Source organism: Cedecea davisae DSM 4568 (genome assembly GCF_000412335.2).
Taxonomy (GTDB): Bacteria; Pseudomonadota; Gammaproteobacteria; order Enterobacterales; family Enterobacteriaceae; genus Cedecea; species Cedecea davisae.
The window spans coordinates 1,733,280-1,755,895 of record NZ_KE161030.1 but is presented as its reverse complement, the minus strand read 5'-3'; the positions used below and the strand labels follow the sequence as shown (position 1 = coordinate 1,755,895).

Annotated in this window: 23 protein-coding genes and 3 tRNA genes; 20 read left to right on the top strand and 6 right to left on the bottom strand. The window is 54.0% G+C overall.

Features of this window, described 5'->3' with window-relative positions; all coding sequences use genetic code 11:
- Nucleotides 1-156 precede the first annotated feature (156 nt).
- The 5 genes from eptA (at nt 157) to rnt (ending at nt 4,863) form a co-directional block, all read left to right on the top strand.
- Entirely contained in the window at nt 157-1,785 is a 1,629-nt protein-coding gene (eptA, locus tag HMPREF0201_RS08240) for a phosphoethanolamine transferase EptA (protein ID WP_016536099.1), read from the top strand.
- 72 nt (nt 1,786-1,857) lie between these two features.
- Nucleotides 1,858-2,457 carry a TetR/AcrR family transcriptional regulator gene (locus HMPREF0201_RS08235; protein WP_016536098.1) on the top strand — a complete coding sequence of 200 codons (600 nt, stop codon included), beginning with the start codon at nt 1,858-1,860 and terminating at the stop codon, nt 2,455-2,457.
- A gap of 52 nt (nt 2,458-2,509) precedes the next feature.
- Entirely contained in the window at nt 2,510-3,607 is a 1,098-nt protein-coding gene (nemA, locus tag HMPREF0201_RS08230) for an alkene reductase (RefSeq protein WP_016536097.1), read from the top strand.
- A gap of 88 nt (nt 3,608-3,695) precedes the next feature.
- Nucleotides 3,696-4,103 carry a lactoylglutathione lyase gene (gloA, locus tag HMPREF0201_RS08225; protein ID WP_039898140.1) on the top strand — a complete coding sequence of 136 codons (408 nt, stop codon included), beginning with the start codon at nt 3,696-3,698 and terminating at the stop codon, nt 4,101-4,103.
- Between the two features lie 100 nt (nt 4,104-4,203).
- Nucleotides 4,204-4,863 (top strand): ribonuclease T, encoded by a 660-nt coding sequence (gene rnt / locus HMPREF0201_RS08220; protein ID WP_016536095.1) that lies wholly within the window; start codon nt 4,204-4,206, stop codon nt 4,861-4,863.
- 42 nt (nt 4,864-4,905) lie between these two features.
- On the opposite strand, the gene HMPREF0201_RS08215 is transcribed toward rnt, so the two are convergent.
- Complete coding sequence (locus HMPREF0201_RS08215; protein WP_016536094.1) at nt 4,906-5,250, bottom strand: Grx4 family monothiol glutaredoxin; 345 nt, start codon at nt 5,248-5,250, stop codon at nt 4,906-4,908.
- 363 nt (nt 5,251-5,613) lie between these two features.
- On the opposite strand from HMPREF0201_RS08215, the gene HMPREF0201_RS08210 reads away from it, so the two are divergent.
- Both HMPREF0201_RS08210 and sodB read left to right on the top strand, forming a co-directional pair.
- Entirely contained in the window at nt 5,614-6,447 is an 834-nt protein-coding gene (locus HMPREF0201_RS08210) for a C40 family peptidase (RefSeq protein ID WP_016536093.1), read from the top strand.
- Nucleotides 6,448-6,569: 122 nt separating this feature from the next.
- Entirely contained in the window at nt 6,570-7,151 is a 582-nt protein-coding gene (gene sodB, locus HMPREF0201_RS08205; protein WP_016536092.1) for a superoxide dismutase [Fe], read from the top strand.
- Between the two features lie 70 nt (nt 7,152-7,221).
- Here the strand turns inward: sodB and cydH are convergent, their stop codons facing one another.
- On the bottom strand, nt 7,222-7,311 hold the full coding sequence (cydH, locus tag HMPREF0201_RS23025) for a cytochrome bd-I oxidase subunit CydH (RefSeq protein WP_039898138.1): 90 nt from the start codon (nt 7,309-7,311) through the stop codon (nt 7,222-7,224).
- Nucleotides 7,312-7,602: 291 nt separating this feature from the next.
- Here cydH and purR point away from each other — a divergent pair, with 291 nt between their 5' ends.
- A complete protein-coding gene (gene purR, locus HMPREF0201_RS08200; protein WP_016536090.1) occupies nt 7,603-8,628 on the top strand; it encodes an HTH-type transcriptional repressor PurR in 1,026 nt (341 codons plus the stop codon).
- On the opposite strand, the gene punR is transcribed toward purR, so the two are convergent.
- Nucleotides 8,625-9,563: a DNA-binding transcriptional activator PunR gene (gene punR / locus HMPREF0201_RS08195; RefSeq protein WP_016536089.1), complete on the bottom strand. Its 939-nt coding sequence runs from the start codon at nt 9,561-9,563 to the stop codon at nt 8,625-8,627. The genes purR and punR overlap by 4 nt on opposite strands.
- A gap of 115 nt (nt 9,564-9,678) precedes the next feature.
- Here punR and punC point away from each other — a divergent pair, with 115 nt between their 5' ends.
- The 3 genes from punC to HMPREF0201_RS08180 all read left to right on the top strand — a co-directional run bounded on the left by punC (nt 9,679) and on the right by HMPREF0201_RS08180 (nt 13,944).
- Nucleotides 9,679-10,881, top strand: a complete 1,203-nt coding sequence (punC, locus tag HMPREF0201_RS08190; protein ID WP_016536088.1) for a purine nucleoside transporter PunC — start codon at nt 9,679-9,681, stop codon at nt 10,879-10,881.
- Between the two features lie 296 nt (nt 10,882-11,177).
- Nucleotides 11,178-12,326, top strand: a complete 1,149-nt coding sequence (gene cfa, locus HMPREF0201_RS08185) for a cyclopropane fatty acyl phospholipid synthase (protein WP_039898135.1) — start codon at nt 11,178-11,180, stop codon at nt 12,324-12,326.
- 226 nt (nt 12,327-12,552) lie between these two features.
- Nucleotides 12,553-13,944 (top strand): glycoside hydrolase family 1 protein, encoded by a 1,392-nt coding sequence (locus HMPREF0201_RS08180; protein ID WP_039898134.1) that lies wholly within the window; start codon nt 12,553-12,555, stop codon nt 13,942-13,944.
- A gap of 51 nt (nt 13,945-13,995) precedes the next feature.
- Here the strand turns inward: HMPREF0201_RS08180 and HMPREF0201_RS08175 are convergent, their stop codons facing one another.
- A complete protein-coding gene (locus HMPREF0201_RS08175; protein ID WP_016536085.1) occupies nt 13,996-14,640 on the bottom strand; it encodes a riboflavin synthase in 645 nt (214 codons plus the stop codon).
- A gap of 237 nt (nt 14,641-14,877) precedes the next feature.
- Here HMPREF0201_RS08175 and mdtK point away from each other — a divergent pair, with 237 nt between their 5' ends.
- From mdtK to HMPREF0201_RS08135, 9 genes are all read left to right on the top strand, one after another.
- A complete protein-coding gene (gene mdtK / locus HMPREF0201_RS08170) occupies nt 14,878-16,251 on the top strand; it encodes an MdtK family multidrug efflux MATE transporter (protein ID WP_016536083.1) in 1,374 nt (457 codons plus the stop codon).
- Between the two features lie 154 nt (nt 16,252-16,405).
- Nucleotides 16,406-16,482 (top strand) — tRNA-Val (locus tag HMPREF0201_RS08165).
- 16 nt (nt 16,483-16,498) lie between these two features.
- Nucleotides 16,499-16,575 (top strand) — tRNA-Val (locus HMPREF0201_RS08160).
- Nucleotides 16,576-16,732: 157 nt separating this feature from the next.
- Nucleotides 16,733-17,089, top strand: a complete 357-nt coding sequence (locus HMPREF0201_RS08155) for a hypothetical protein (RefSeq protein WP_016536082.1) — start codon at nt 16,733-16,735, stop codon at nt 17,087-17,089.
- A gap of 121 nt (nt 17,090-17,210) precedes the next feature.
- Nucleotides 17,211-17,351, top strand: a complete 141-nt coding sequence (locus tag HMPREF0201_RS23020; protein ID WP_016536081.1) for a hypothetical protein — start codon at nt 17,211-17,213, stop codon at nt 17,349-17,351.
- A 192-nt stretch (nt 17,352-17,543) separates the two neighbouring features.
- Nucleotides 17,544-18,440 (top strand): PhzF family isomerase, encoded by an 897-nt coding sequence (locus HMPREF0201_RS08150; RefSeq protein WP_016536080.1) that lies wholly within the window; start codon nt 17,544-17,546, stop codon nt 18,438-18,440.
- 167 nt (nt 18,441-18,607) lie between these two features.
- Nucleotides 18,608-18,684, top strand: a tRNA-Val gene (locus HMPREF0201_RS08145).
- Between the two features lie 373 nt (nt 18,685-19,057).
- Nucleotides 19,058-20,470: a pyruvate kinase PykF gene (pykF, locus tag HMPREF0201_RS08140; protein WP_016536079.1), complete on the top strand. Its 1,413-nt coding sequence runs from the start codon at nt 19,058-19,060 to the stop codon at nt 20,468-20,470.
- A 308-nt stretch (nt 20,471-20,778) separates the two neighbouring features.
- Nucleotides 20,779-21,015 carry a major outer membrane lipoprotein gene (locus tag HMPREF0201_RS08135; RefSeq protein ID WP_008456504.1) on the top strand — a complete coding sequence of 79 codons (237 nt, stop codon included), beginning with the start codon at nt 20,779-20,781 and terminating at the stop codon, nt 21,013-21,015.
- Between the two features lie 67 nt (nt 21,016-21,082).
- Here HMPREF0201_RS08135 and ldtE read toward each other — a convergent pair whose 3' ends face one another.
- Both ldtE and sufE read right to left on the bottom strand, forming a co-directional pair.
- Nucleotides 21,083-22,081 carry a L,D-transpeptidase LdtE gene (gene ldtE, locus HMPREF0201_RS08130; protein WP_016536078.1) on the bottom strand — a complete coding sequence of 333 codons (999 nt, stop codon included), beginning with the start codon at nt 22,079-22,081 and terminating at the stop codon, nt 21,083-21,085.
- Between the two features lie 109 nt (nt 22,082-22,190).
- Nucleotides 22,191-22,607 carry a cysteine desulfuration protein SufE gene (gene sufE, locus HMPREF0201_RS08125; RefSeq protein WP_016536077.1) on the bottom strand — a complete coding sequence of 139 codons (417 nt, stop codon included), beginning with the start codon at nt 22,605-22,607 and terminating at the stop codon, nt 22,191-22,193.
- Between the last annotated feature and the right edge of the window lie 9 nt (nt 22,608-22,616).

The window sequence follows — 22,616 nt, the reverse complement described above, 5'->3', positions numbered from 1 at the left end:
CGCTGGCGACTTTGCATCAATTGAAGCCCGACTCTTGCCGGGATGCAAGCGCGGCGGCTAAATAATCGTCGCCCGGATAAAAGCTGGCGAAATTAAGGTTGAGCTAATCTTCCCTCACTATTCTGGCGGAAATTCTGTTTTGTATTCACGGCTTATATGGATTTCCTGAGAAAGTTACGATGTAACGACGCGCAATTTAACCTCTGCTGCGCCTTTTTCTTCACCCTGATTAACTCGCTGTTTATTCGCCGCAGCTGGCAGCTGATCGCCCCGGACTCTTTTCACAGCTGGCTCTTTGCCGCCTCGGTGCCGGTAGTGCTGTTTTGCGCCTGGCTGACCATCTTTAGCGTGATTAATCTGCCGTGGCTGCGCAAACCCGTGCTGGTGCTGCTGGTTATCGGCTGCGCGGCCAGCAACTATTTTATGTTTACCTACGGGGCCGTCATCGATAAAAACATGATGGTTAACGTGTTTGAGACCGACTCCCAGGAAGCCGCCGCCCTGGTTACACCACAGCTGATAGGCTGGCTGACGCTGGCTGGCGTGGTTCCCGCCCTTGCACTGGCCGTGGTGAAAGTTGCGCCTGCCCGCTGGTGGCATACTGCCCTTACTCGCCTGGTGAGCATTCTGGCCGGGCTTCTGGTGATAATCCTCGTTGCTTCGGTGTTTTATAAAGATTACGCCTCGCTGTTTCGCAATAATAAAGGCGTGGTGAAAATGGTCACCCCTGCAAACTACATCAGCGCCATTAGCCGCTATAGCAAAGAGCGCTGGTTTGCAGGAGACCAGACGTTAATCAAAATTGGCGAAGATGCTCAAAAAGGCGCAATCATTCGCCACCAGGCGAAGAAAACGCTGGTGCTGCTGGTGGTTGGCGAAGCCTCGCGGGGCGAGAATTATTCCCTTGGCGGCTACCAAAGAGAAACCAATCCGCAGCTTAAAAAACAGCAGGTGATTTACTTCCAAAAAGCGTCATCCTGCGGCACGGAAACGGCGGTGTCGGTGCCGTGCATGTTTTCCGATATGCCGCGCAAAAGCTACGATGCCGACGTGGCTCGCCACCAGGAAGGGGTGCTGGACGTGCTCGCTCACGCCGGGGTAAATGTCCTGTGGCGCGACAACGACGGCGGCTGCAAAGGAGCCTGCGACCGTCTACCCCATAGCGATATGACTCAATGGCGGCTGGATTTGTACTGCAAAGATAACGCCTGCCTTGATGACGTCCTGCTCCACCGCCTGGATAATGTGATTGACGGACTGCGCCACGACACGGTGATTGTGCTGCACCTGATGGGCAGCCACGGCCCGGCCTATTACCAGCGCTATCCGGAAAACTTCCGTAAATTTGCCCCAACCTGCGACAGCAATCAGATTCAGGATTGCAGCCGCCAGGCGCTGATTAACACCTACGACAACACCATTCTGCATACCGATGACGTGCTGAGCCGCACCATCGACAAACTAAAGCAACATCAGGAGAAGCTTAACACCGCCCTGATTTATCTTGCCGACCACGGGGAATCTCTCGGCGAAAACGGTATTTACCTGCACGGCACGCCTTATATGCTGGCGCCTTCTCAGCAAACGCATATTCCTCTGCTGGTCTGGCTGTCGCAGGATTACCAGCAGAATTTTGCCGTTGATAACGTCTGCCTGGCCCAAAAAGCCGCCAGAGATGAGGTTTCGCAGGATAATTTGTTCTCCACGCTGCTGGGCATGATGAACGTTAATAGTTCGGTTTATCAGAAAGATATGGATATTCTTGCCGACTGTCGTCGCCGTTGAAATCCGGCAGTCGTGAAAAAAGCGAGCGTCGGGTATTGCATTAGACTGACTGGTCTACTACATTCTGTAGCCATGAATCGACATCCTGAACACGACACTCGCGAACACCTGCTTGCCATCGGCGAACGGCTTTGCCTTGCCAGAGGCTTTACCGGCATGGGTCTTAGCGAACTGTTACGCACGGCGGAAGTGCCAAAAGGCTCGTTCTACCACTACTTTCGCTCCAAAGAAGCGTTTGGCGTGGCGATGCTGGAGCGTTATTACCAGGCGTCGAACCAGCGGCTGGCGGAACACTTTGCTAACGGCGAGGGCAACTACCGCCGCCGTTTGCTGAAGTGGTATCAGGATATGTTGAGCTATTTTTGCCAGAGCGGAAACCTGAGCAACTGCCTGGTGGTTAAGCTGTCGGCAGAAGTGTGTGACCTTTCGGAAGATATGCGCGGCGCGTTAAACAACGGCGGCGCACAGGTCATCGCCCTGCTTGCAGACGCCCTTGAAAAAGGCCGTGCGGAAAAAAGCCTGAGCTTTGAAGGCGAGGCTTTTGACCAGGCAATGGTGCTTTATGCGCTGTGGCTCGGCGCCAGCCTGCAGGCAAAGATTTCCCGCAATGCCGTGCCGCTGGAAAGCGCCCTTGCGCATGTGCAAACCCTATTAGCTGAACCCGTTCGTTAACGGGTTTTTATTTACGAAATTACTAGACGACCGGTCTACTTGAGGAAAATCCATGTCAGCAGATAAACTGTTTACGCCGCTTAAAGTTGGCGCAATTACCGTACCAAACCGCATCTTTATGGCTCCGCTGACGCGCCTGCGCAGCATCGAACCTGGCGATATCCCAACGCCGCTAATGGGCGAGTATTACCGTCAACGTGCGAGCGCTGGCCTTATCATCAGCGAAGCTACGCAGATTTCTGCTCAGGCTAAAGGTTATGCCGGTGCCCCAGGCCTGCACAGCGATGAGCAAATCGCGGTGTGGAAAGACATCACCGCTGGCGTACATGCGGCGAAGGGCCATATGGCCGTTCAGCTGTGGCATACCGGTCGTATTTCCCACAACACCCTCCAGCCAGACCAGCAGGCTCCCGTTGCGCCATCCGCAATTATCGCCGGTACCCGCACTTCGCTACGTGATGAAAACGGTAACGCGGTTCGCGAAGATACTTCGATGCCTCGCGCGCTGGAAACCAGCGAAATCCCGGGTATCGTCAATGACTTCCGTCAGGCGATTGGCAACGCGCGTGACGCCGGTTTTGACCTGGTAGAACTGCACTCCGCCCACGGCTACCTGCTGCACCAGTTCCTGTCCCCTTCTTCTAACCACCGTACCGACGAGTACGGCGGCAGCCGCGAAAATCGCGCTCGCCTGGTGCTTGAGGTGGTGGACGCGGGGATCAAAGAGTGGAGCGCCGATCGCATCGGGATCCGCGTTTCCCCGATTGGCTCCTTCCAGAATGTGGATAACGGCCCGAACGAAGAAGAAGACGCTCTGTACCTGATTGAAGAGCTGGGCAAGCGCGGTATCGCATATCTGCATATGTCCGAACCTGACTGGGCAGGCGGCGAGCCGTACACGGAAGCCTTCCGCGAGAAAGTGCGCGAGCGCTTCAGCGGCGTGATTATCGGTGCCGGTGCCTATACGCCTGAAAAAGCGGAAGACCTGATCACCAAAGGTTTGATTGATGCGGTAGCCTTTGGCCGCGCATTCATCGCCAACCCGGACCTGGTTGCCCGCCTGCAGGCCAATGCTGACCTGAACCCGCAGCGCCCTGAGTCCTTCTACGGCGGCGGTGCCGAAGGCTACACCGACTACCCAACTCTGTAATACCGAAGTTCCTTTCATTGATAGCGGCGAGCGATCGCCGCTATACTCAAAGCTTGTGCAAATAACTGTTTCATTCGACGAGGATTTTATGCGTCTACTTCATACCATGCTGCGCGTTGGCGATCTGCAACGCTCCATCGAGTTTTACACCAAAGTGCTGGGCATGAAACTGCTGCGCACCAGCGAAAACACCGAATATAAATACTCTCTCGCCTTTGTTGGCTACGGCGATGAAAGCGACACCGCAGTTATCGAACTGACCTATAACTGGGGCGTGGAAAGCTACGATCTCGGCACCGCTTACGGCCACATCGCCTTAAGCGTGGACAACGCGGCTGAAGCCTGCGAACGCATTCGCAACAACGGCGGCAACGTTACCCGCGAAGCGGGCCCGGTTAAAGGCGGCACCACCGTTATCGCCTTCGTGGAAGATCCCGACGGCTATAAAATCGAACTGATCGAAGAGAAGCACGCGGGCAAAGGCCTGGGTAACTGATTTTTCGTTAGGCAATGGGCGCAATGTGCGCCCAATACTGCAACACTCCCCGAAATTTGCCATAATGCGCGCTGCATTTTCCCCGTATTAAGAGAATCTGATGTCAGACAACACGCAACTGCATGGCCTGTGCGACCGTTTCCGTGGTTTTTATCCGGTGGTTATTGATGTTGAAACCGCAGGTTTTAACGCCAAAACTGATGCGTTACTGGAAATCGCCGCCGTTACCCTGAAAATGGATGAAAACGGCTGGTTATCCCCCGATGAAACGCTGCATTTCCATGTCGATCCGTTTGAAGGCGCTAATCTTCAGCCTGAAGCGCTGGCCTTTAACGGCATTGACCCGCACAACCCGCTGCGCGGTGCAGTCAGCGAATACGATGCGCTGCACGCCATCTTTAAAGCCGTGCGCAAAGGGATTAAGGACAGCGGATGCAGCCGCGCGATTATGGTGGCGCACAACGCAACCTTCGATCACAGCTTTATGATGGCCGCCGCCGAGCGCGCCTCGCTGAAGCGTAATCCGTTCCACCCGTTCGTGACGTTTGATACCGCCGCGCTAAGCGGGCTGGCACTAGGCCAAACGGTGCTGGCAAAAGCCTGTATTGCCGCTGGCCAAAAATTTGACAGCAGCCAGGCGCACTCCGCGCTGTACGACACCGAGCAAACCGCCCTGCTGTTCTGCGAAATCGTCAACCGCTGGAAGCGCCTCGGCGGCTGGCCTCTGCCCCCGGCGGAAGAATCTGAGTGCGAAGCATAAAAAAAGCGACCCGAGGGTCGCTTTTTTATTCGCCGGGCGGGATTACTCCGCGCCTGACTCCTGAGATTTGTACTTCTCTGCGGTCTCTTTAATCAGGGACTGCAATTCGCCGCGCTGGTACATCTCGATGATGATGTCGCAGCCGCCAACCAGTTCGCCGTCAACCCACAGCTGTGGGAAGGTCGGCCAGTTCGCGTATTTCGGCAGCTCGGCGCGAATGTCCGGGTTCTGCAAAATATCAACATAGGCAAAACGCTCGCCGCAGGCGGAAAGTGCCTGAACGGCCTGAGCGGAGAAGCCGCAGCTCGGCAGCTTCGGGGAACCTTTCATATAGAGAAGAATCGGGTTCTCAGCGATCTGGTTTTGAATTTTTTCAATAGTGCTCATTGTCTTGCTTCCTCAAACCTTGATACGGCAACAGTCTGCCATTGTAGCCAGTTGCACCCCTGCCAGAAAACACCAATTTTAGAAAGGTTTTTCCCTGGAATGCGCGGCGATGCAAACATGCTTTAAGAATAACACTTTTCAGCCGCGCGAAAATTAGCAATTTGCTCCATCCACGATCAATAAAACAGCAGATAACCCCCGGGAATGATTAATTTTTTAGCACCAGCTTCCACTTTTGACCGTTAAATAGTAATTGCCTATTAACATTATCGGCTTTTATGCATTAGAATCGTCGGGTTTCGCAAAAATCATACGCAGGCATGATGGTTAGCATCGTGCTTTCATTTATCAGGGGATTGACGAGTGGCGCGGATAAATAAAATCTCTATCACGCTATGTGCTCTGCTATTTGCTTTGCCCTATACTCCTTTGGCGCAGGCGTCCGAGCACGTCCGTCACCATGCTGCACAGAAAAGCCACCCGGCGAAGACCTCAGGTAAAAGCAGCAAGGTCAAAGAGAAAGCAAAAACAAAGGTCAGCACCAGCTCCACAAAGAAGTCCGGAAAGAAAGAAACCGTTCAGGCAAAAAGCAAAGTCGCAAAGAACAAAACCTCCGGCAAAAGCAAAACCCTCGCAAGCAGCAGTAAAAAAGCCTCTCAGAAATTGGCCATTCAGCCAACCGCCGCCACCTTCACTGAAAAATGCACCCACCGTAAAGGTCATAAAAAACAGTGCGTAAAGGTTAAGGCAGAAAAAAACCAGACTATCGCTCAGGCGCATAAAGTCCGGGTGCAGAAAGCACAGAAAACGGCAATGAACAAACTGATGGGCCAGATTGGTAAACCTTATCGCTGGGGCGGCACTTCGCCTCGTACCGGTTTTGACTGCAGCGGCCTCATTTATTACGCCTACAAAGATCTGGTTAACATCCGTATCCCGCGCACCGCAAACGAAATGTATCACCTGCGTGATGCCGCGTCGGTTGGCCGTGGCGAGCTGGAAAGCGGCGATTTAGTGTTCTTCCGCACCCAGGGGCGCGGCACCGCCGATCATGTGGGTGTCTACGTCGGCAACGGCAAGTTTATCCAGTCTCCGCGCAGCGGCCGCGATATCCAGATTACCTCCCTGAGCGAAGATTACTGGCAGCGTCACTACGTCGGCGCCCGCCGCGTGATGACTCCGAAAACCATCCGCTAAATACTGAACTGCCCGGCAACGGGCAGTGCCTTTCTGCTTTTGCACACTCTTTCAATTTGTTACCCTAATAACCACAATAAAAGTAGTTATTTGGTGTACTCAAAATAACAAGGAGTGAAGCAATGTCGTTCGAACTACCCGCCCTGCCCTATGGCAAAGACGCTCTCGCGCCACACATCTCGGCCGAAACCCTGGAATACCACTACGGTAAGCATCACCAGACCTACGTCACTAACCTGAACAACCTGGTAAAAGGCAGCCCGTTTGAAGGGAAAACGTTAGAACAGATAGTGAAAAGTTCAGAAGGTGGAATTTTCAATAACGCGGCTCAGGTCTGGAACCATACCTTCTACTGGCACTGCCTGGCACCGAACGCTGGCGGAGAGCCAACGGGTGAGCTTCTGGCTAAAATTAACCAGGCGTTTGGCAGCTTTGAGGCGTTTAAAAAGCAGTTTAGTGAAGCGGCAATTAAAAACTTTGGTTCGGGCTGGACCTGGCTTGTGAAAAATAGCGATGGTGGTCTGGCTATTGTTTCTACCGCGAATGCCGGAACGCCGCTGACGACCGACGCCACGCCGCTGCTGACCGTGGATGTCTGGGAGCACGCCTACTATATTGATTACCGTAACGCTCGCCCGGTGTACCTTGAGCATTTCTGGGCGCTGGTAAACTGGAGCTTCGTGGCGAAAAACCTCGCCGCCTGATAACCAGAGAGCACGACGTTTCTCTGTTTACCAGAAATGTTAAGGGCCGCATTGAGCGGCCCTTATTAAATCAGTGCAGTACGGCGGTTAGCGCACCGGCAACAATCAAGCTCAGTACGACAACCGTGGTCACCACGGAAAACTTCAGATCGGTACTCATCGTAAGCTCCTTTATTTCCCTACAAAGTGTAAGTGGGGTGATTTTCCCACAATTGGCGATAAAAATCCTGCTGGATTTGCACAGATCTCGGTTTTCCCTCTTCCACTTTGCTCCGGGATAAGCCAAAATCCTTCGCTAATTTACCGCGTATCGCCCGGCAACGCCCTCCTCCCGCTGTATGTCGCATTCCCGACAGGCCTGCAACCAACGTGTTGCCCCAGGAGTTAGCGAAGGCAAACGTTTAACACATGAGTTATCAGGAGTTTACGATATGGTCTGGAGTGACATCTAATGGCAACGATTAAGGACGTAGCGAAACGCGCAAACGTTTCCACTACAACTGTGTCACATGTCATCAACAAGACCCGTTTTGTTGCGGAAGAGACGCGCAACGCCGTTTGGGCGGCCATCAAAGAGCTGCATTATTCTCCGAGCGCCGTAGCCCGCAGCCTGAAGGTCAACCACACCAAATCTATTGGCCTGCTGGCAACCTCCAGCGAAGCGCCCTATTTTGCCGAAATTATTGAGTCGGTTGAAAATAGCTGCTTCGCCAAAGGCTATACCCTGATCCTCGGTAATGCGCACAACAACTTTGATAAGCAGCGCGCCTACCTGTCGATGATGGCGCAAAAACGCGTTGATGGGCTGCTGGTGATGTGCTCCGAGTACCCGGAAACGCTGCTCTCTACTTTGGAAGAGTACCGCCATATTCCGATGGTGGTCATGGACTGGGGCGAAGCCCGCGCCGACTTTACCGACTCGGTCATCGATAACGCCTTCCACGGCGGCTATCTCGCTGGCCGCTATCTGATCGAGCGCGGCCATCGCGACATCGGCGCTATTCCGGGCCAGCTGGAACGCAACACCGGCGGCGGTCGCCATGCCGGGTTCCTCAAGGCGCTCGAAGAGGCCAATATCAAAGTGCCGGAGAACTGGGTGGTTCAGGGCGACTTTGAGCCGGAGTCCGGCTACCGCGCCATGCAGCAGTTGCTTAACCAGCCTCATCGCCCTACCGCGGTATTCTGCGGCGGCGATATTATGGCAATGGGCGCCATTTGCGCAGCGGATGAGATGGGACTGCGCGTGCCGCAGGATATCTCCATCATCGGCTACGATAACGTGCGCAACGCCCGCTACTTCTCTCCGGCGTTAACCACTATTCACCAGCCGAAAGAGCGACTGGGTGAAACCGCCTTTAACATGCTGCTAGACCGTATTGTTAACAAACGCGAAGAGTCGCAGACCATTGAGGTGCATCCGCGCCTGATCGAGCGCCGCTCGGTTGCCGACGGTCCGTTCCGCGATTACCGCCGCTAAATGCTCAGCGGAGCCGGGTTTTGCCGCCCCGGCTCCTGCAGCCATTCCTGATTCATCGTCTCGCTGTCCCCGAGGTAGTCCAGCAGCCAACTTAAAGCCGGCGAGGCATCGTCCTGCCGCCAGGTCAGGCAGCAGGCCGCATCCGGGAACGGATTTTCCAGGGTAAGCTCCCGCCACTCGCCGCCGTCCAGCCACGGCTTAGCGATGTGGGCAGGCACCATGCCAATGCACAGGCCAGCGCTCAGGCAGTCCGCCCCCGAAGCCCAGTCCGGCACCACCACTCTGCGCTGGTTATCCAGCAGCCAGGTAATGCGCTTGGGCAGCGAACGCGAAGTATCTTCCAGCACCAGCGACGGCCATGCCCTTAGCTCATCATCAGGAATTACACCTTCGTGTTGCGCAAGCGGATGCCCGGAGGAAACCACGCAACGCCAGCTTAACGCCCCCATATCCCGGAACGCATAGCGCCCCCCTACAGGAATGGCCTGAGTTGCGCCTATAGCCGCCTCAACCCGCTCGTCCGCCAGCGCGTCCCACACGCCGTTGAACACTTCCTGAAACACCCGCAGTTCGATATCCGGGAAGTGACGATAAAAATCCAGCACCAGCTGGCGGGTCCGCTCCGGCTTCACGATATTGTCCACCGCGATGGAGAGATGCCCGCGCCAGCCGTTGGCTATCTGCTGGCACTGCTGGCGGGTTGCCATCATTTTTTTGATAACAGAACGCCCTTCTTTAAGAAAAAAGGCTCCGGCGGCGGTTAACTCAACATCGCGATGGCGACGTTCAAACAGCGGCACGGCCAGCCATTCTTCGAGCTGACGTACCGTATAGCTGATGGCAGAAGGCACGCGATGCAGCTCCTGTGCCGCCCCGCTAAAACTGCCGTTGCGCGCCACCGCGTCAACGACCTCCAGAGAATATTCAGACCACATGTTTTTTGCCTGCAAAAATTTTGAATGCAACTCGCAAATATTAGCGTTTCACAAGCGCTTTTGCACTCCGTAGACTCCTGCCCCGTTAACCTGCTATCAAAATCAAGAGAAAACTATGCAACCATCAAAGGGATTTCTTATCTGGCTTGCCGGGCTGAGCGTTCTTGGCTTCCTCGCCACCGACATGTATCTGCCCGCCTTCGCCGCCATTCAGCAAGATCTGGGGACTAACGCCTCGGCGGTCAGCGCCAGCCTGAGCCTGTTCCTCGCCGGGTTTGCCTTCGCGCAGTTAATGTGGGGCCCGCTGTCAGACCGCTTCGGGCGTAAACCTATTCTGCTGATTGGCCTGGGGCTGTTTGCCGTCGGCTGTATCGGCATGCTGTGGGTCGAAGACGCCGCCACGCTGCTGGTCCTGCGTTTTATTCAGGCCGTTGGCGTCTGCTCCGCCGCCGTGAGCTGGCAGGCGCTGGTCACGGATTATTATCCTGCCAACCGCGCTGGCCGCATCTTCGCCACCATTATGCCGCTGGTAGGGCTTTCACCCGCGCTTGCGCCGCTGCTCGGCAGCTGGCTGCTTAACCATTTTGAATGGCAGGCTATTTTTGCCGTGCTGTTCGCCATCGCCCTGCTGCTGATGATCCCCACCCTGCGCCTCAAGCCGCGCACTCAGCATCACCCGCAGACTGAAGACAATAAAGTCAGCTTCTTCTCTTTATTACGCTCGCGCACCTACAGCGGCAATGTGCTGATTTATGCTGCCTGCTCAGCCAGCTTCTTCGCCTGGTTAACCGGTTCCCCGTTTATCCTTAATGAGATGGGCTACAGCCCGTCTGTTATTGGCCTGAGCTATATGCCGCAGACCGTCGCCTTCCTGATTGGCGGCTATGGCTGCCGCAGCGCGCTGCAAAAATGGCAGGGGAAACAGCTGCTGCCTTGGCTGCTGGCGCTGTATGCGTTGAGCATTGTTGCCACCTGGGCCGTAGCGGTGAGCGGCTATGCCAGCCTGACGCTGCTGCTGATCCCGTTCTGCGTGATGGCGATTGCCAACGGGGCAATTTACCCGATCGTTGTGGCCTCCGCCCTGCTGCCGTTCCCTCAGGCAACCGGCAAGGCCGCCGCGCTACAAAACACGCTACAGCTGGGGCTTTGCTTCCTGGCAAGCCTGATGGTTTCCTGGCTGGTCGCCACCCCGCTGCTCACCACCACCAGCGTAATGCTGGCGACAATTTTACTCGCGGTGCTGGGCTATGCGATGCAGTACTCCTCCAGCCGTGCATCGCAGGCTGGCGCCAACGCCGAGCTATCCCGGGCGCAATAACAGACGCGATAGTGTGAATATTGTGTGATTAGCTTGCTAACAATATTCCGTTGAACCATCAAAAAAACAGGCTTATAGTTATTGCGGTTCTACTATAAGCCTCATAAATTTTATTTTTACGGGAGCCGGAGTGCTTCCGTTTTTCCATGGATGGCCTTTCAGTAAGGGAGAATCCCCCCTTTCTCTGTTTACGTCGGATATCAGGCGCACGGAATTTTCCGTGAGAGTTCTCACAAGCCGGTAATAGCGTCTACGCTGTTTTAAGGTTCTGATCACAACAAGGTGATGGAGAAGCTATGAGTTCATCGTGTATAGAAGAAGTGAGCGTACGAGATAACGAATGGTATCGTATCGCAAATGAAATGCTGAGCCGGGCAGGCATAACCGTTAACGGCCCAAACCCTTTTGATATTCAGGTTAAAAACCCAGATTTTTTTAAACGCGTTTTGCAGGAAGGCTCCCTCGGCCTTGGCGAAAGCTATATGGACGGCTGGTGGGAATGCGAACGCCTGGATGTCTTTTTCACTAAAGTGCTGCGCGCCGGGCTGGAAAACCAGCTGCCCCACCATTTCAAAGATACTCTGCGTATCGCCGCTGCCAGGCTGGTTAACCTGCAGTCCAAAAAGCGCGCGTGGATAGTCGGCAAAGAACATTACGATCTCGGTAACGATCTGTTCAGCCGCATGCTGGACGCGCACATGCAATATTCCTGCGGCTACTGGAAAGATGCGACGACTCTCGCCGAAGCCCAGGAAGCGAAGCTGAAAATGATCTGCGAAAAACTGCAGCTTGGCCCCGGCATGAAATTGCTGGATATCGGCTGCGGCTGGGGCGGTCTGGCGGAATTTGCCGCACGAAATTACGATGTTTCCGTGTTTGGCGTAACCATTTCGGCAGAACAACAAAAAATGGCGCAAGAGCGCTGCAAAGGGCTGGATGTGACCATTCTTTTGCAGGACTATCGCGACCTCAACGAGCAGTTTGACCGCATTGTTTCCGTCGGCATGTTTGAGCATGTTGGCCCGAAAAATTATGCCACCTACTTCGACGTTGCCGACCGCAACCTGAAGCCTGACGGCATTTTCCTACTACACACCATTGGCTCTACAAAGACCGACAATAATGTCGATCCGTGGATTGATAAGTACATTTTCCCCAACGGCTGCCTGCCTTCTGTGCGCCAGATAGCCGACGCCAGCGAACCGCATTTTGTCATGGAAGACTGGCATAATTTCGGTGCCGACTATGATAAAACGCTAATGGCGTGGTACGAACGCTTCCTCGTCTGCTGGCCGGAAATTGCCGATAACTACTCCGAACGCTTCAAACGGATGTTTAGTTACTACCTCAATGCCTGCGCCGGAGCCTTCCGGGCGCGCGATATTCAGCTGTGGCAGGTGGTATTTAGCCGCGGTATTGAAAACGGTTTACGTGTCCCTCGCTAGTCACTAACCCGGCATCTGCCGGGTTTTTTACCTCCAATTGTCTCTCCTTGCGCACTGACGTGATACACATCACAGGTTTAAGCCTGTCTGGCCGCGACGACTTGATCTGCTTAACAGATATCGTTTCCCGTCATAGAAACCGGTTTCATCAATCACAGACAATCAACATATTGACCGTATAAATGATTGCCTGTCGGAGATGACAGGCCAGACCGTGAGGATAACGATGAAATACGCATTTCCTGAGCATTTCTGGTGGGGCAGCGCCGCTTCCGGGCCGCAAACCGAAGGTGAAGCGCTGAACTTTGGTAAATCCGAAACTATTTGGGACCGCTGGTTTGCCGAACAGCCCAATCGCTTCCACCACGGCGTTGGCCCGCAAAATACCTCGACCTTTTATCAGCGCTGGAAGCAGGATATCGCCCTGCTGAAGAAGCTCAACCACAACACCTTCCGCACCTCAATCTCCTGGGCCCGCCTGATCCCGGACGGCACCGGGGAGGTGAATCCTCTGGCGGTAGAATTCTATAACAAGGTTATCGACGAGCTGCTGGCCCAGGGCATCAAGCCGTTTATCAATCTGTATCACTTTGATATGCCAATGGTTATGCAGGAGAAAGGCGGCTGGGAAAGCCGTGAAGTCGTTGACGCCTACGCCAGCTATGCCAATACCTGCTTTGAGCTGTTCGGTGACCGGGTGAAGCACTGGTTTACCTTTAACGAACCGGTGGTGCCGGTAGAATGCGGCTACTTGTATGACTACCACTACCCTAACGTCGTGGACTTTGACCGCGCGGTTACCGTGGCCTACCACACCATGCTCGCCCACGCGAAAGCGGTTACAAACTACCACGCTCGCAATGAAGACGGCCAAATTGGCATCATCCTTAACCTGACGCCGTCCTACCCTCGTTCTCAGAATCCGGCAGACGTCAAAGCCGCGAATCTGGCAGACCTGATGTTTAACCGCAGCTTCCTGGACCCGGCGCTGCGCGGCGAGTACCCGCAGGAGCTTGTCGACTTCCTGAAGCAGCATGATAAATTGCCGGCCTGCCAGCCTGAGGACAAAGCCCTGCTTGCCGCCGGCGTGGTCGATTTACTCGGGATTAACTATTACCAGCCGCGCCGCATTAAATGCCGCGACACCCTGGTAAATCCTGAAAGCCCGTTTATGCCGGAGTGGTTCTTCGAGTCCTACGAAATGCCGGGCCGCAAGATGAACCCTTACCGTGGCTGGGAAATCTACGAGCGCGGTATTTACGACATTCTCACCAACCTGCGCGAGAATTACGGCAACCCTGCCTGCTATATCTCCGAGAACGGCATGGGCGTGGAGAACGAAGAACGTTTCATCAACGACGGTCAAATTGACGATGAATACCGCATCGACTTTGTGCGCGACCACCTGAAGTGGCTGCACAAGGGCATCAGCGAGGGCAGCAACTGCCTCGGCTACCATATGTGGACCTTTATCGATAACTGGTCGTGGTGCAACGCCTACAAAAACCGCTATGGCTTTGTCTCGCTGGATCTCAAAACCCAGCAGCGCACCATCAAGAAGAGCGGGGAATGGTTTATGAAAACCGCCGCTGAAAACGGTTTCAACGAGCAGGACTAAAAAACAAAAACGGGGCCAATCGGCCCCGTTTCTTATGCTGCGAGAGAAGCGTTATTCGCCCGCAGGAATAGCGGCCACCAGCGCGGCTTCACGGCTCGCCAGCACGCGCTCTACGGTGTCGACAATCGCCTGAGTCTGCGGGTCGATTTCGATATTAACGCGCTGCCCAAGTTTCTTAGCGCCAAGCGTTGTACGCTCCAGCGTTTCGGGGATCAGATGCACGCAAAAACGCGTCGCCGTGACCTCGCCCACCGTCAGGCTAATACCGTCGATACCAACATAGCCTTTATGCAGGATGTATTTCATCAACGCTTTATCCTGAATTTTAAACCAGATCTGACGGTTATTTTCCGAGGTCAGGATCTTAGAGATCTCGGCGGTAGTCATAATATGACCGGACATTAAATGACCGCCAATTTCATCATTAAATTTAGCCGCACGTTCAACGTTAACGCTGTCGCCAACGCTTAGCTCACCGAGATTGGTAATACGCAGCGTCTCTTTCATCAGGTCAAAGCTGATGCGGTTCCCGTTGATTTCGGTGACCGTAAGGCAGCAGCCGTTATGCGCCACCGAAGCGCCGGTTTCAAGGCCCGGCAGCATCTCAGTCGGCATCTCAATAATGTGGGTGCGGAAGTTAGGTTTCTCGTCGATGGAAACCAGGGTCGCGGTGCCCTGCACAATACCTGTAAACATCTAAAAACTCCTGGCGATTCACGCGCGGTAAAACTACCGCCGATAAAGGACATTGCCGCACTTTAACAGGTGGAAAATCACCTTGCCAGCCCTGCTCGCCGCAGCGCTATATTTTTGACTGGCGTATAAATAAACTCTCGCTACAATAGACTGGCAAATTCCCCTGTTCATCTTCTTGCTGCCTTTTATGGCGGCTTTTTTAGTCTCTCGTCTCTATAAAAATAATCAGGTGTAAACATGCAGAAGTACTTCACCGAAGCTCGCCAGCTCCTTGCCCTGGCGATACCTGTGATCATCGCTCAGGTAGCACAAACTGCAATGGGATTCGTCGATACCGTTATGGCCGGTGGCTACAGCGCCACCGATATGGCGGCAGTGGCTATAGGCACCTCTATCTGGCTACCGGCCATTTTATTCGGCCACGGGCTCCTGCTCGCCCTGACGCCAACCGTCGCCCAGCTTAACGGCTCCGCGCGTCGCGACCGCATTGCTCACCAGGTTCGTCAGGGATTCTGGCTTGCGGGTATGGTATCCGTGCTGGTGATGGTTGTGCTGTGGAACGCAGGGCACATTATTCATGCCATGCATAACATCGACCCGGAACTTGCCGATAAAGCCGTGCGCTATTTACGTGCGCTGCTGTGGGGCGCGCCGGGTTATTTGTTCTTCCAGGTTGGCCGTAACCAGTGTGAAGGGCTGGCGAAAACCAAGCCCGGCATGGTGATGGGCTTTATCGGCCTGCTGGTGAACATCCCGGTTAACTATATCTTTATTTACGGCCACTTCGGCATGCCGGAATTGGGCGGCGTGGGCTGCGGCGTGGCAACGGCGGCGGTCTACTGGGTGATGTTCTTCAGCATGCTTTCCTATATCAAGAAAGCCCGTTCGATGCGCGACATTAAAAACCCGGACGACTTCAGTAAACCGGACTGGGCGGTGCTTAAACGTTTAAGCCAGCTCGGGCTGCCGATTGCGCTGGCGTTATTTTTCGAAGTCACGCTGTTCGCCGTGGTTGCCCTGCTGGTTTCTCCGCTGGGCATTACCGACGTTGCCGGGCACCAGATAGCGCTTAACTTCAGTTCGCTGATGTTTGTGTTACCGCTTTCATTAGGCGCGGCGGTCACCATTCGCGTGGGTTATCGCTTGGGCCAGGGCTCAACGCTGGATGCCCAGGTTGCCGCCCGCACCGGCGTTGGCGTGGCGATTTGCCTGGCGATGTGCACGGCGCTGTTTACCGTGACCTTCAGGGAGCATATCGCGCTGCTGTATAACGACAACCCGGCGGTCGTAGCACTGGCAGCCCACTTGATGCTGCTGGCGGCGATTTACCAAATCTCCGACTCGATTCAGGTTATCGGCAGCGGCGTGCTGCGCGGCTATAAAGATACGCGTTCGATCTTCTTTATCACCTTTATCGCGTATTGGGTTCTCGGCCTGCCGAGTGGCTATGTGCTGGCACTTACCGACTGGGTGGTTGAGCCGATGGGCCCGGCAGGCTTCTGGATTGGCTTTATTATCGGTCTGACCTCCGCCGCCATCCTGATGATGCTGCGCATGCGTTGGTTACAACGCCAGCCCTCCATCACTATCCTGCAACGCGCTGCACGTTAATTAACCCGTAGCCGCCGTCCTGGCGGCTACTTTCTCAACACTCTGCGCAGATGCTCGGCAATTGCGTGAAATCTGGAATAAAATTGCGTTATTCCCCTTGCAAGCCCCGAAGTGTGCCGCTAATATTCGTCCCCGCTGTCGCCAAGACAACAATGCGTTCATAGCTCAGTTGGTTAGAGCACCACCTTGACATGGTGGGGGTCGTTGGTTCGAGTCCAATTGAACGCACCATTTTCAGATATTCAGTGCGTCCGTAGCTCAGTTGGTTAGAGCACCACCTTGACATGGTGGGGGTCGGTGGTTCGAGTCCACTCGGACGCACCATATTTGCAAATCTCTACTCCTCTGTCTTATCTCCTTTATTTTCAAAACTCATTAAAACAAGCCATTTATTCATCACTCAGGCTATGATTTAGCAAGCCTTAATTCGCCGTTAGTTTTTCTCTCACCCTGCCTGCTGGCTTATCCGTTAAGGACAACTATGCTTCGACTCACCCTGCTCCTGATAGCGTCTGTGACGTTAAGCGGCTGTACGTTAACCCGCGTTTCGCAAGCAAGCCATGCCGAAGCGGTGCGTGAATTAAACGCCGTCGGCCTGACAATGAATGAAGCTCGAGCCAGGGCCACGCAGGCCGGGTTCGAGTGTGATGACTACGTTGATACCGATGTCCCGGTGCAAATCGGCAATGTAGTACGCCGATCCACAGTGTTGCAGTGCGGCAAGAAATCCCTTGAACTGATTTGCCCGCAACGCAGATACGTGGTGTTTAATATTGACCCAAAGACCAACAAAGTTTACGCCGTGGGCAATAGAATCAACCAAAACTCCTGCTTCTGATCGCGGGACAGAAGCTGCGCATTTTTATCGTTTTGAGCGTTTCAGGGATATTCGGGATGCAGGGCGGCGGAATGTTGAATATTATTGAGAAAGCCGATAACTAAACTGCAACAGGTGACCTATGGAAATCGATCTTGAGAATCTGGTTTTTTCCGGATTAGATGAAGCCGAAGTGCGCAACGCCGAGCGTCAGGAAGATGCTGATAAAAAAGCTCAGGCCGTTGTTGCCGATGACGATTGCGGCGACGCCTGCAAAATCTGATTAATTAAACCGGCTCATTCAGCCGGTTTTTTTGTACCCGAAGCCTGCTCAGGCAGAACTCCTCACCGCAAGATATTTCACATTACCCCGCAGTAAAAGAGACACCAGCAGGTGAAAATTTTTCTATTTATCGACAGGCTGGTAAAACATTCAGGCAAAGCTCTGTAAGCAGATTCTGATACGAGAATAAAAATGACGCCACGGATTTACCACGTTGATTCTTTTACCACCCAGCCATTTCGCGGCAACTCGGCGGGCGTAGTGCTCGATGCCGATGGCCTGAGCGAGAGCCAGATGCAGCTTATCGCCCGTGAGCTACGCCATTCTGAAACCGCTTTTGTACTCCGCAGTGAAGAGAGCGATGTGCGCATTCGCTACTTCACGCCAACTGTAGAAGTGCCGATTTGCGGCCATGCGACGGTAGCGGCGCATTACGTGAGAGCGAAAGTGCTTGGGCTGCAAAATTGCGAGCTTTACCAGACCTCGCTGGCAGGCCGCCACCGGGTAGCGATTGAAGTTGTTGAAGACAACGATTACCGCATCACGCTGGTTCAGGGCAGACCGGAATTTGAACCGCCGCTTGAAGGTGACCTGCGCGCGGCAATTATCGCGGCATTTCACCTCAATGAAGACGATATTCTACCGGGATTGCCCATTCAGGTAGCCTCCACAGGGCATTCCAAGGTGATGGTTCCGCTGAAGCCTGAAGTCGCTCTCGATGCGCTGGCTCCGGACCTGGCTGCGCTTGCCGCCATCAGCAAGGAAATTGGCTGCAACGGCTTCTTCCCGTTCCAGATCCGCCCCGGCGAAAACGCAACGGATGGCCGCATGTTCTCTCCCGCCATCGGTATTGTAGAAGATCCGGTAACGGGAAATGCTAATGGCCCGATGGGCGCGTGGCTGGTGCATCACGGCGCATTGCCCCATGACGGCAAGCTGCTGCGCATTCAAGGGAATCAGGGGCGCGCGCTTGGCCGCAGCGGCGTGGTCGATATTGCCGTGACCATCCGCGACAACCAGCCGGAAAAAGTGAGCATTTCCGGCCGGGCGGTTATCCTGTTTAGCGGGGAACTGGCGGTGAAGCTTTAGCGGCGGCGCTGTCTCCCCCGGCGAAAAGCTCAAACATTGTTCACATAGGTACGGCGGGGCTTGTCAATGTCCGCCGCGCCAGTCATAATAACGTCACTCCCCGCCGTGGGAGTTAAAAAGGTAATTAAATCAGTTTGTTAATTATTTTTTTTAGCGGAATACTCCGTGCGTTCATAGCTCAGTTGGTTAGAGCACCACCTTGACATGGTGGGGGTCGTTGGTTCGAGTCCAATTGAACGCACCATTCTTTTCTGTTTCATTCTTCTTTCTAGCCTGTAAACATCCCGTAACCCACTCGTTACAACTCGCTGTAAAACTGTGCACTCTGTCGCTGAATCAACGGTTTTGGTTCCTTTCCCGACAAGATCTCTCTATAATACGCCCGTTCTTAACTTGAATGGTTTCAGCTCATTGGACTCCCTTTTTATACAACAACACTGTCTGACTTCACCCCCGGCTGAACCACAAGCACACTTTCCTCTGCACGCTTTATTTCTGTCACCTATCCTTACCAGGTGCCACTTTCAACACCACAGTATTCTTTTAAGCTCCGGCGGCCGCTGCGTCTCCCGGAACCGAGTTTTAACAATCCTCCTCAACTTATAGATAAGACTGTCATGAAAAAGACTAAAATTGTTTGCACCATCGGTCCAAAAACCGAATCTGAAGAGATGCTGAGCAAAATGCTCGATGCGGGCATGAACGTTATGCGCCTGAACTTCTCCCACGGTGACTATGCAGAACACGGTCAGCGCATCAAAAACCTGCGTAATGTTGTTGCTAAAACCGGTAAAAAAGCCGCTATCCTGCTGGACACCAAAGGTCCTGAAATCCGCACCATTAAGCTGGAAGGCGGCAACGACGTTGCGCTGAAAGCAGGCCAGACCTTTACCTTCACTACCGACAAGTCCGTAGTGGGTAACAACGAGATTGTTGCTGTAACCTACGAAGGTTTCACCAGCGACCTGTCCGTAGGCAACACCGTTCTGGTGGATGACGGCCTGATCGGTATGGAAGTCACCGCTATCGAAGGCAAAAACGTTGTCTGTAAAGTGCTGAACAACGGCGACCTGGGCGAGAACAAAGGCGTTAACCTGCCGGGCGTTTCCATCGCGCTGCCTGCTCTGGCTGAAAAAGACAAGCAAGACCTGATCTTCGGCTGCGAGCAGGGCGTTGACTTCGTTGCTGCTTCCTTTATCCGTAAACGTTCTGACGTGGTTGAAATTCGTGAGCACCTGAAGGCTCATGGCGGCGAGAAGATCCAGATCATCTCCAAAATCGAAAACCAGGAAGGCCTGAACAACTTCGACGAAATCCTCGAAGCGTCTGACGGCATCATGGTTGCTCGTGGCGACCTGGGCGTTGAGATCCCGGTTGAAGAAGTTATCTTCGCTCAGAAGATGATGATCGAAAAATGCGTGCGCGCTCGTAAAGTTGTTATCACCGCAACGCAGATGCTCGACTCGATGATCAAAAACCCGCGCCCTACCCGCGCGGAAGCAGGCGACGTTGCTAACGCCATCATCGACGGCACCGATGCAGTTATGCTGTCCGGTGAGTCCGCTAAAGGTAAATACCCGCTGGAAGCCGTGACCATCATGGCAACCATCTGCGAACGTACCGACCGCGTAATGACCAGCCGTCTGGACAACAGCAACGACAGCCGTAAACTGCGCATCACCGAAGCAGTTTGCCGCGGCGCGGTTGAGACTGCCGAGAAACTGGAAGCGCCGGTTATCGTCGTTGCAACCCAGGGCGGTAAATCCGCTAAAGCCGTGCGTAAATACTTCCCGAACGCGACCATTCTGGCGCTGACCACCAACGAAGTGACCGCTCGTCAGCTGGTGCTGAGCAAAGGCGTTATCCCTCAGCTGGTGAAAGAAATTGCTTCTACCGACGACTTCTACCGTCTGGGTAAAGAAGTGGCTCTGGAAAGCGGCCTGGCTCGCAAAGGCGACATCGTAGTGATGGTTTCCGGTGCGTTAGTCCCAAGCGGCACCACCAACACCGCATCCGTACATGTCCTGTAATTGACTTGTTAACAAGTTTATTTACGTCAAAAGCGCCTTAGGGCGCTTTTTTTATATCCGTGCCTTATGGCTATTAATAAAAATGCAAATCGGCTTTTACTATTTAAGCGTCGTTTTAGTAAGACGAATCCGATGAAAATCCCCTGTTTTCTCTCTTTTTTTTAACTTTCCAGCTCGGTTCGATGCTTCTTTGAGCGAACGATCAAATTTAAGGGTATTCCCAACAAAAAATTATTCTCATCACAAAAAAGTTTGTGTAATACTTGTAACGCTACATGGAGATTAACTCAATCTAGAGGGTATTAATAATGAATCGTACTAAACTGGTACTGGGCGCGGTAATCCTGGCTTCTACTATGCTGGCAGGTTGTTCTTCTAACGCTAAAATCGATCAACTGTCTTCTGACGTTCAGACTCTGAACGCTAAAGTTGATCAGCTGAGCAACGACGTGAACGCAGTGCGTTCCGACGTTCAGGCTGCTAAAGACGACGCAGCACGCGCTAACCAGCGTCTGGACAACCAGGCTCACTCTTACCGTAAGTAAGAGTCACTGGTATAAAATGGCGCACAATGTGCGCCATTTTTTTTGCCCGTCATCCAGCCCTTCTTCATTACTGAGTCGCGCTTGCCGCCTCCCCCGTATTCACCGCCACGTTTTGAGCCGACTGCACGCCATTTGCCGTGACCGACGTCTGCCCCGCGGAGACCGCAACCGGGTAACCGGCACGCCGATAGAGCGCTTTCTCAATAACCGCCTTGTCTACTTCACTCCCTTCGCGGAACTGGCTAAAACCGGCAGGCAGCACGTAAGGCATGGTTTGCGTATTTTGCTGCTCGTCCTGCGACAGCGGGCGATGCACCTCAACATAACGCACGCCGTCAGGCTCCACGGAGAATTTCACCGGATCGTTAATCACCCGCACAGGCGTGCCCGTTCTCGTCTGCTCAAACAGCGCCTTGATGTCCGGCGCGTTCATGCGGATACACCCGGAACTCACGCGCAGCCCTACGCTGTCCGGCGCGCTGGTGCCGTGGATGAGGTATTCACCGTTGCCGTACGCCAGGCGCATAGCAAAGCGCCCCAGCGGGTTGTTCGGCCCGGCGGGAACAACCGGCGGCAGCTTAACGCCGCGCTCAAGAGAACGCTGACGAATGCCTGCCGTTGGTGTCCAGGTCGGGTTAGGGATTTTCTGGCCTATTTTCGTGCTCATCAGAGGTGTTTCCAGCCCCTGCAAGCCAATGCCTATCGGGTAAACCTGAACAATGTTTTCACCCGGCGGGAAGTAATAAAGCCTCAGCTCGGCCAGATTGACGACAATGCCTTCTCTGGGCACATCAGGCAGCAGCAGCTGGCTGGGAATGGTTAACACCGTGCCCGGCTTAGGCACCGGTGCTATGGCGTTATTCGCTTCCAGCAACAGCATCGCACCGGTATCAAAACGCCGGGCAATGGCCTGCAAGTTGCGGTCACTCTCCTGAACGGTATAAGTCTGGTTTTGGCCAATCAGGCGGCTGCCTTCCGGCGGTAAAGGATAGTCCAGCGCTAAAGCCGGGCGTATGGCGCTGAGCGCGCCTATGATGGCTAGTGTGAGTAAAGACGCGTATTTCATACTTTTTATTCCTGTAGTCACGCCGACGGACGCCGGCAGGCTGAAAGACAAGCGAGGCAGAAAACCGCCTCGCAAAACAGGACCATAGGTATGATTAAGTTTAGCTAACTTAGCTGAGACTGGAGGCTTTATTACGAATAGCGCGGATCATCGCTTCCAGCCCCTGAGAGCGGGATGGGGTTAAGTGCTGAGCGAGCGCCATTTTTTCAAACCACGGGCGCACGTCAAATGCCAAGATGTCCTGCGGTGTCATCTGCTGGTAGAGAATAAATACGATGGCGATCAGCCCTTTAACGATAGCCGCATCGCTATCGCCCTCCAGAGTGATAACGCCATCAGGCTGCTGGTGCATCACTATCCACACCTGGCTCTGACAGCCCTGAATAATATTCCCGGGTCTACGCTCCTCTTCCGCCAGCTCCGGCAAGCGGCTGCCGAGTTCAATGATGTAGAGATACTTCTCTTCCCAGTTCGCGCAGCGGCTGAAATTCTTGAGTAATTTGTCTTTATCCGGCAGCGTTGCCATGACCGTCTC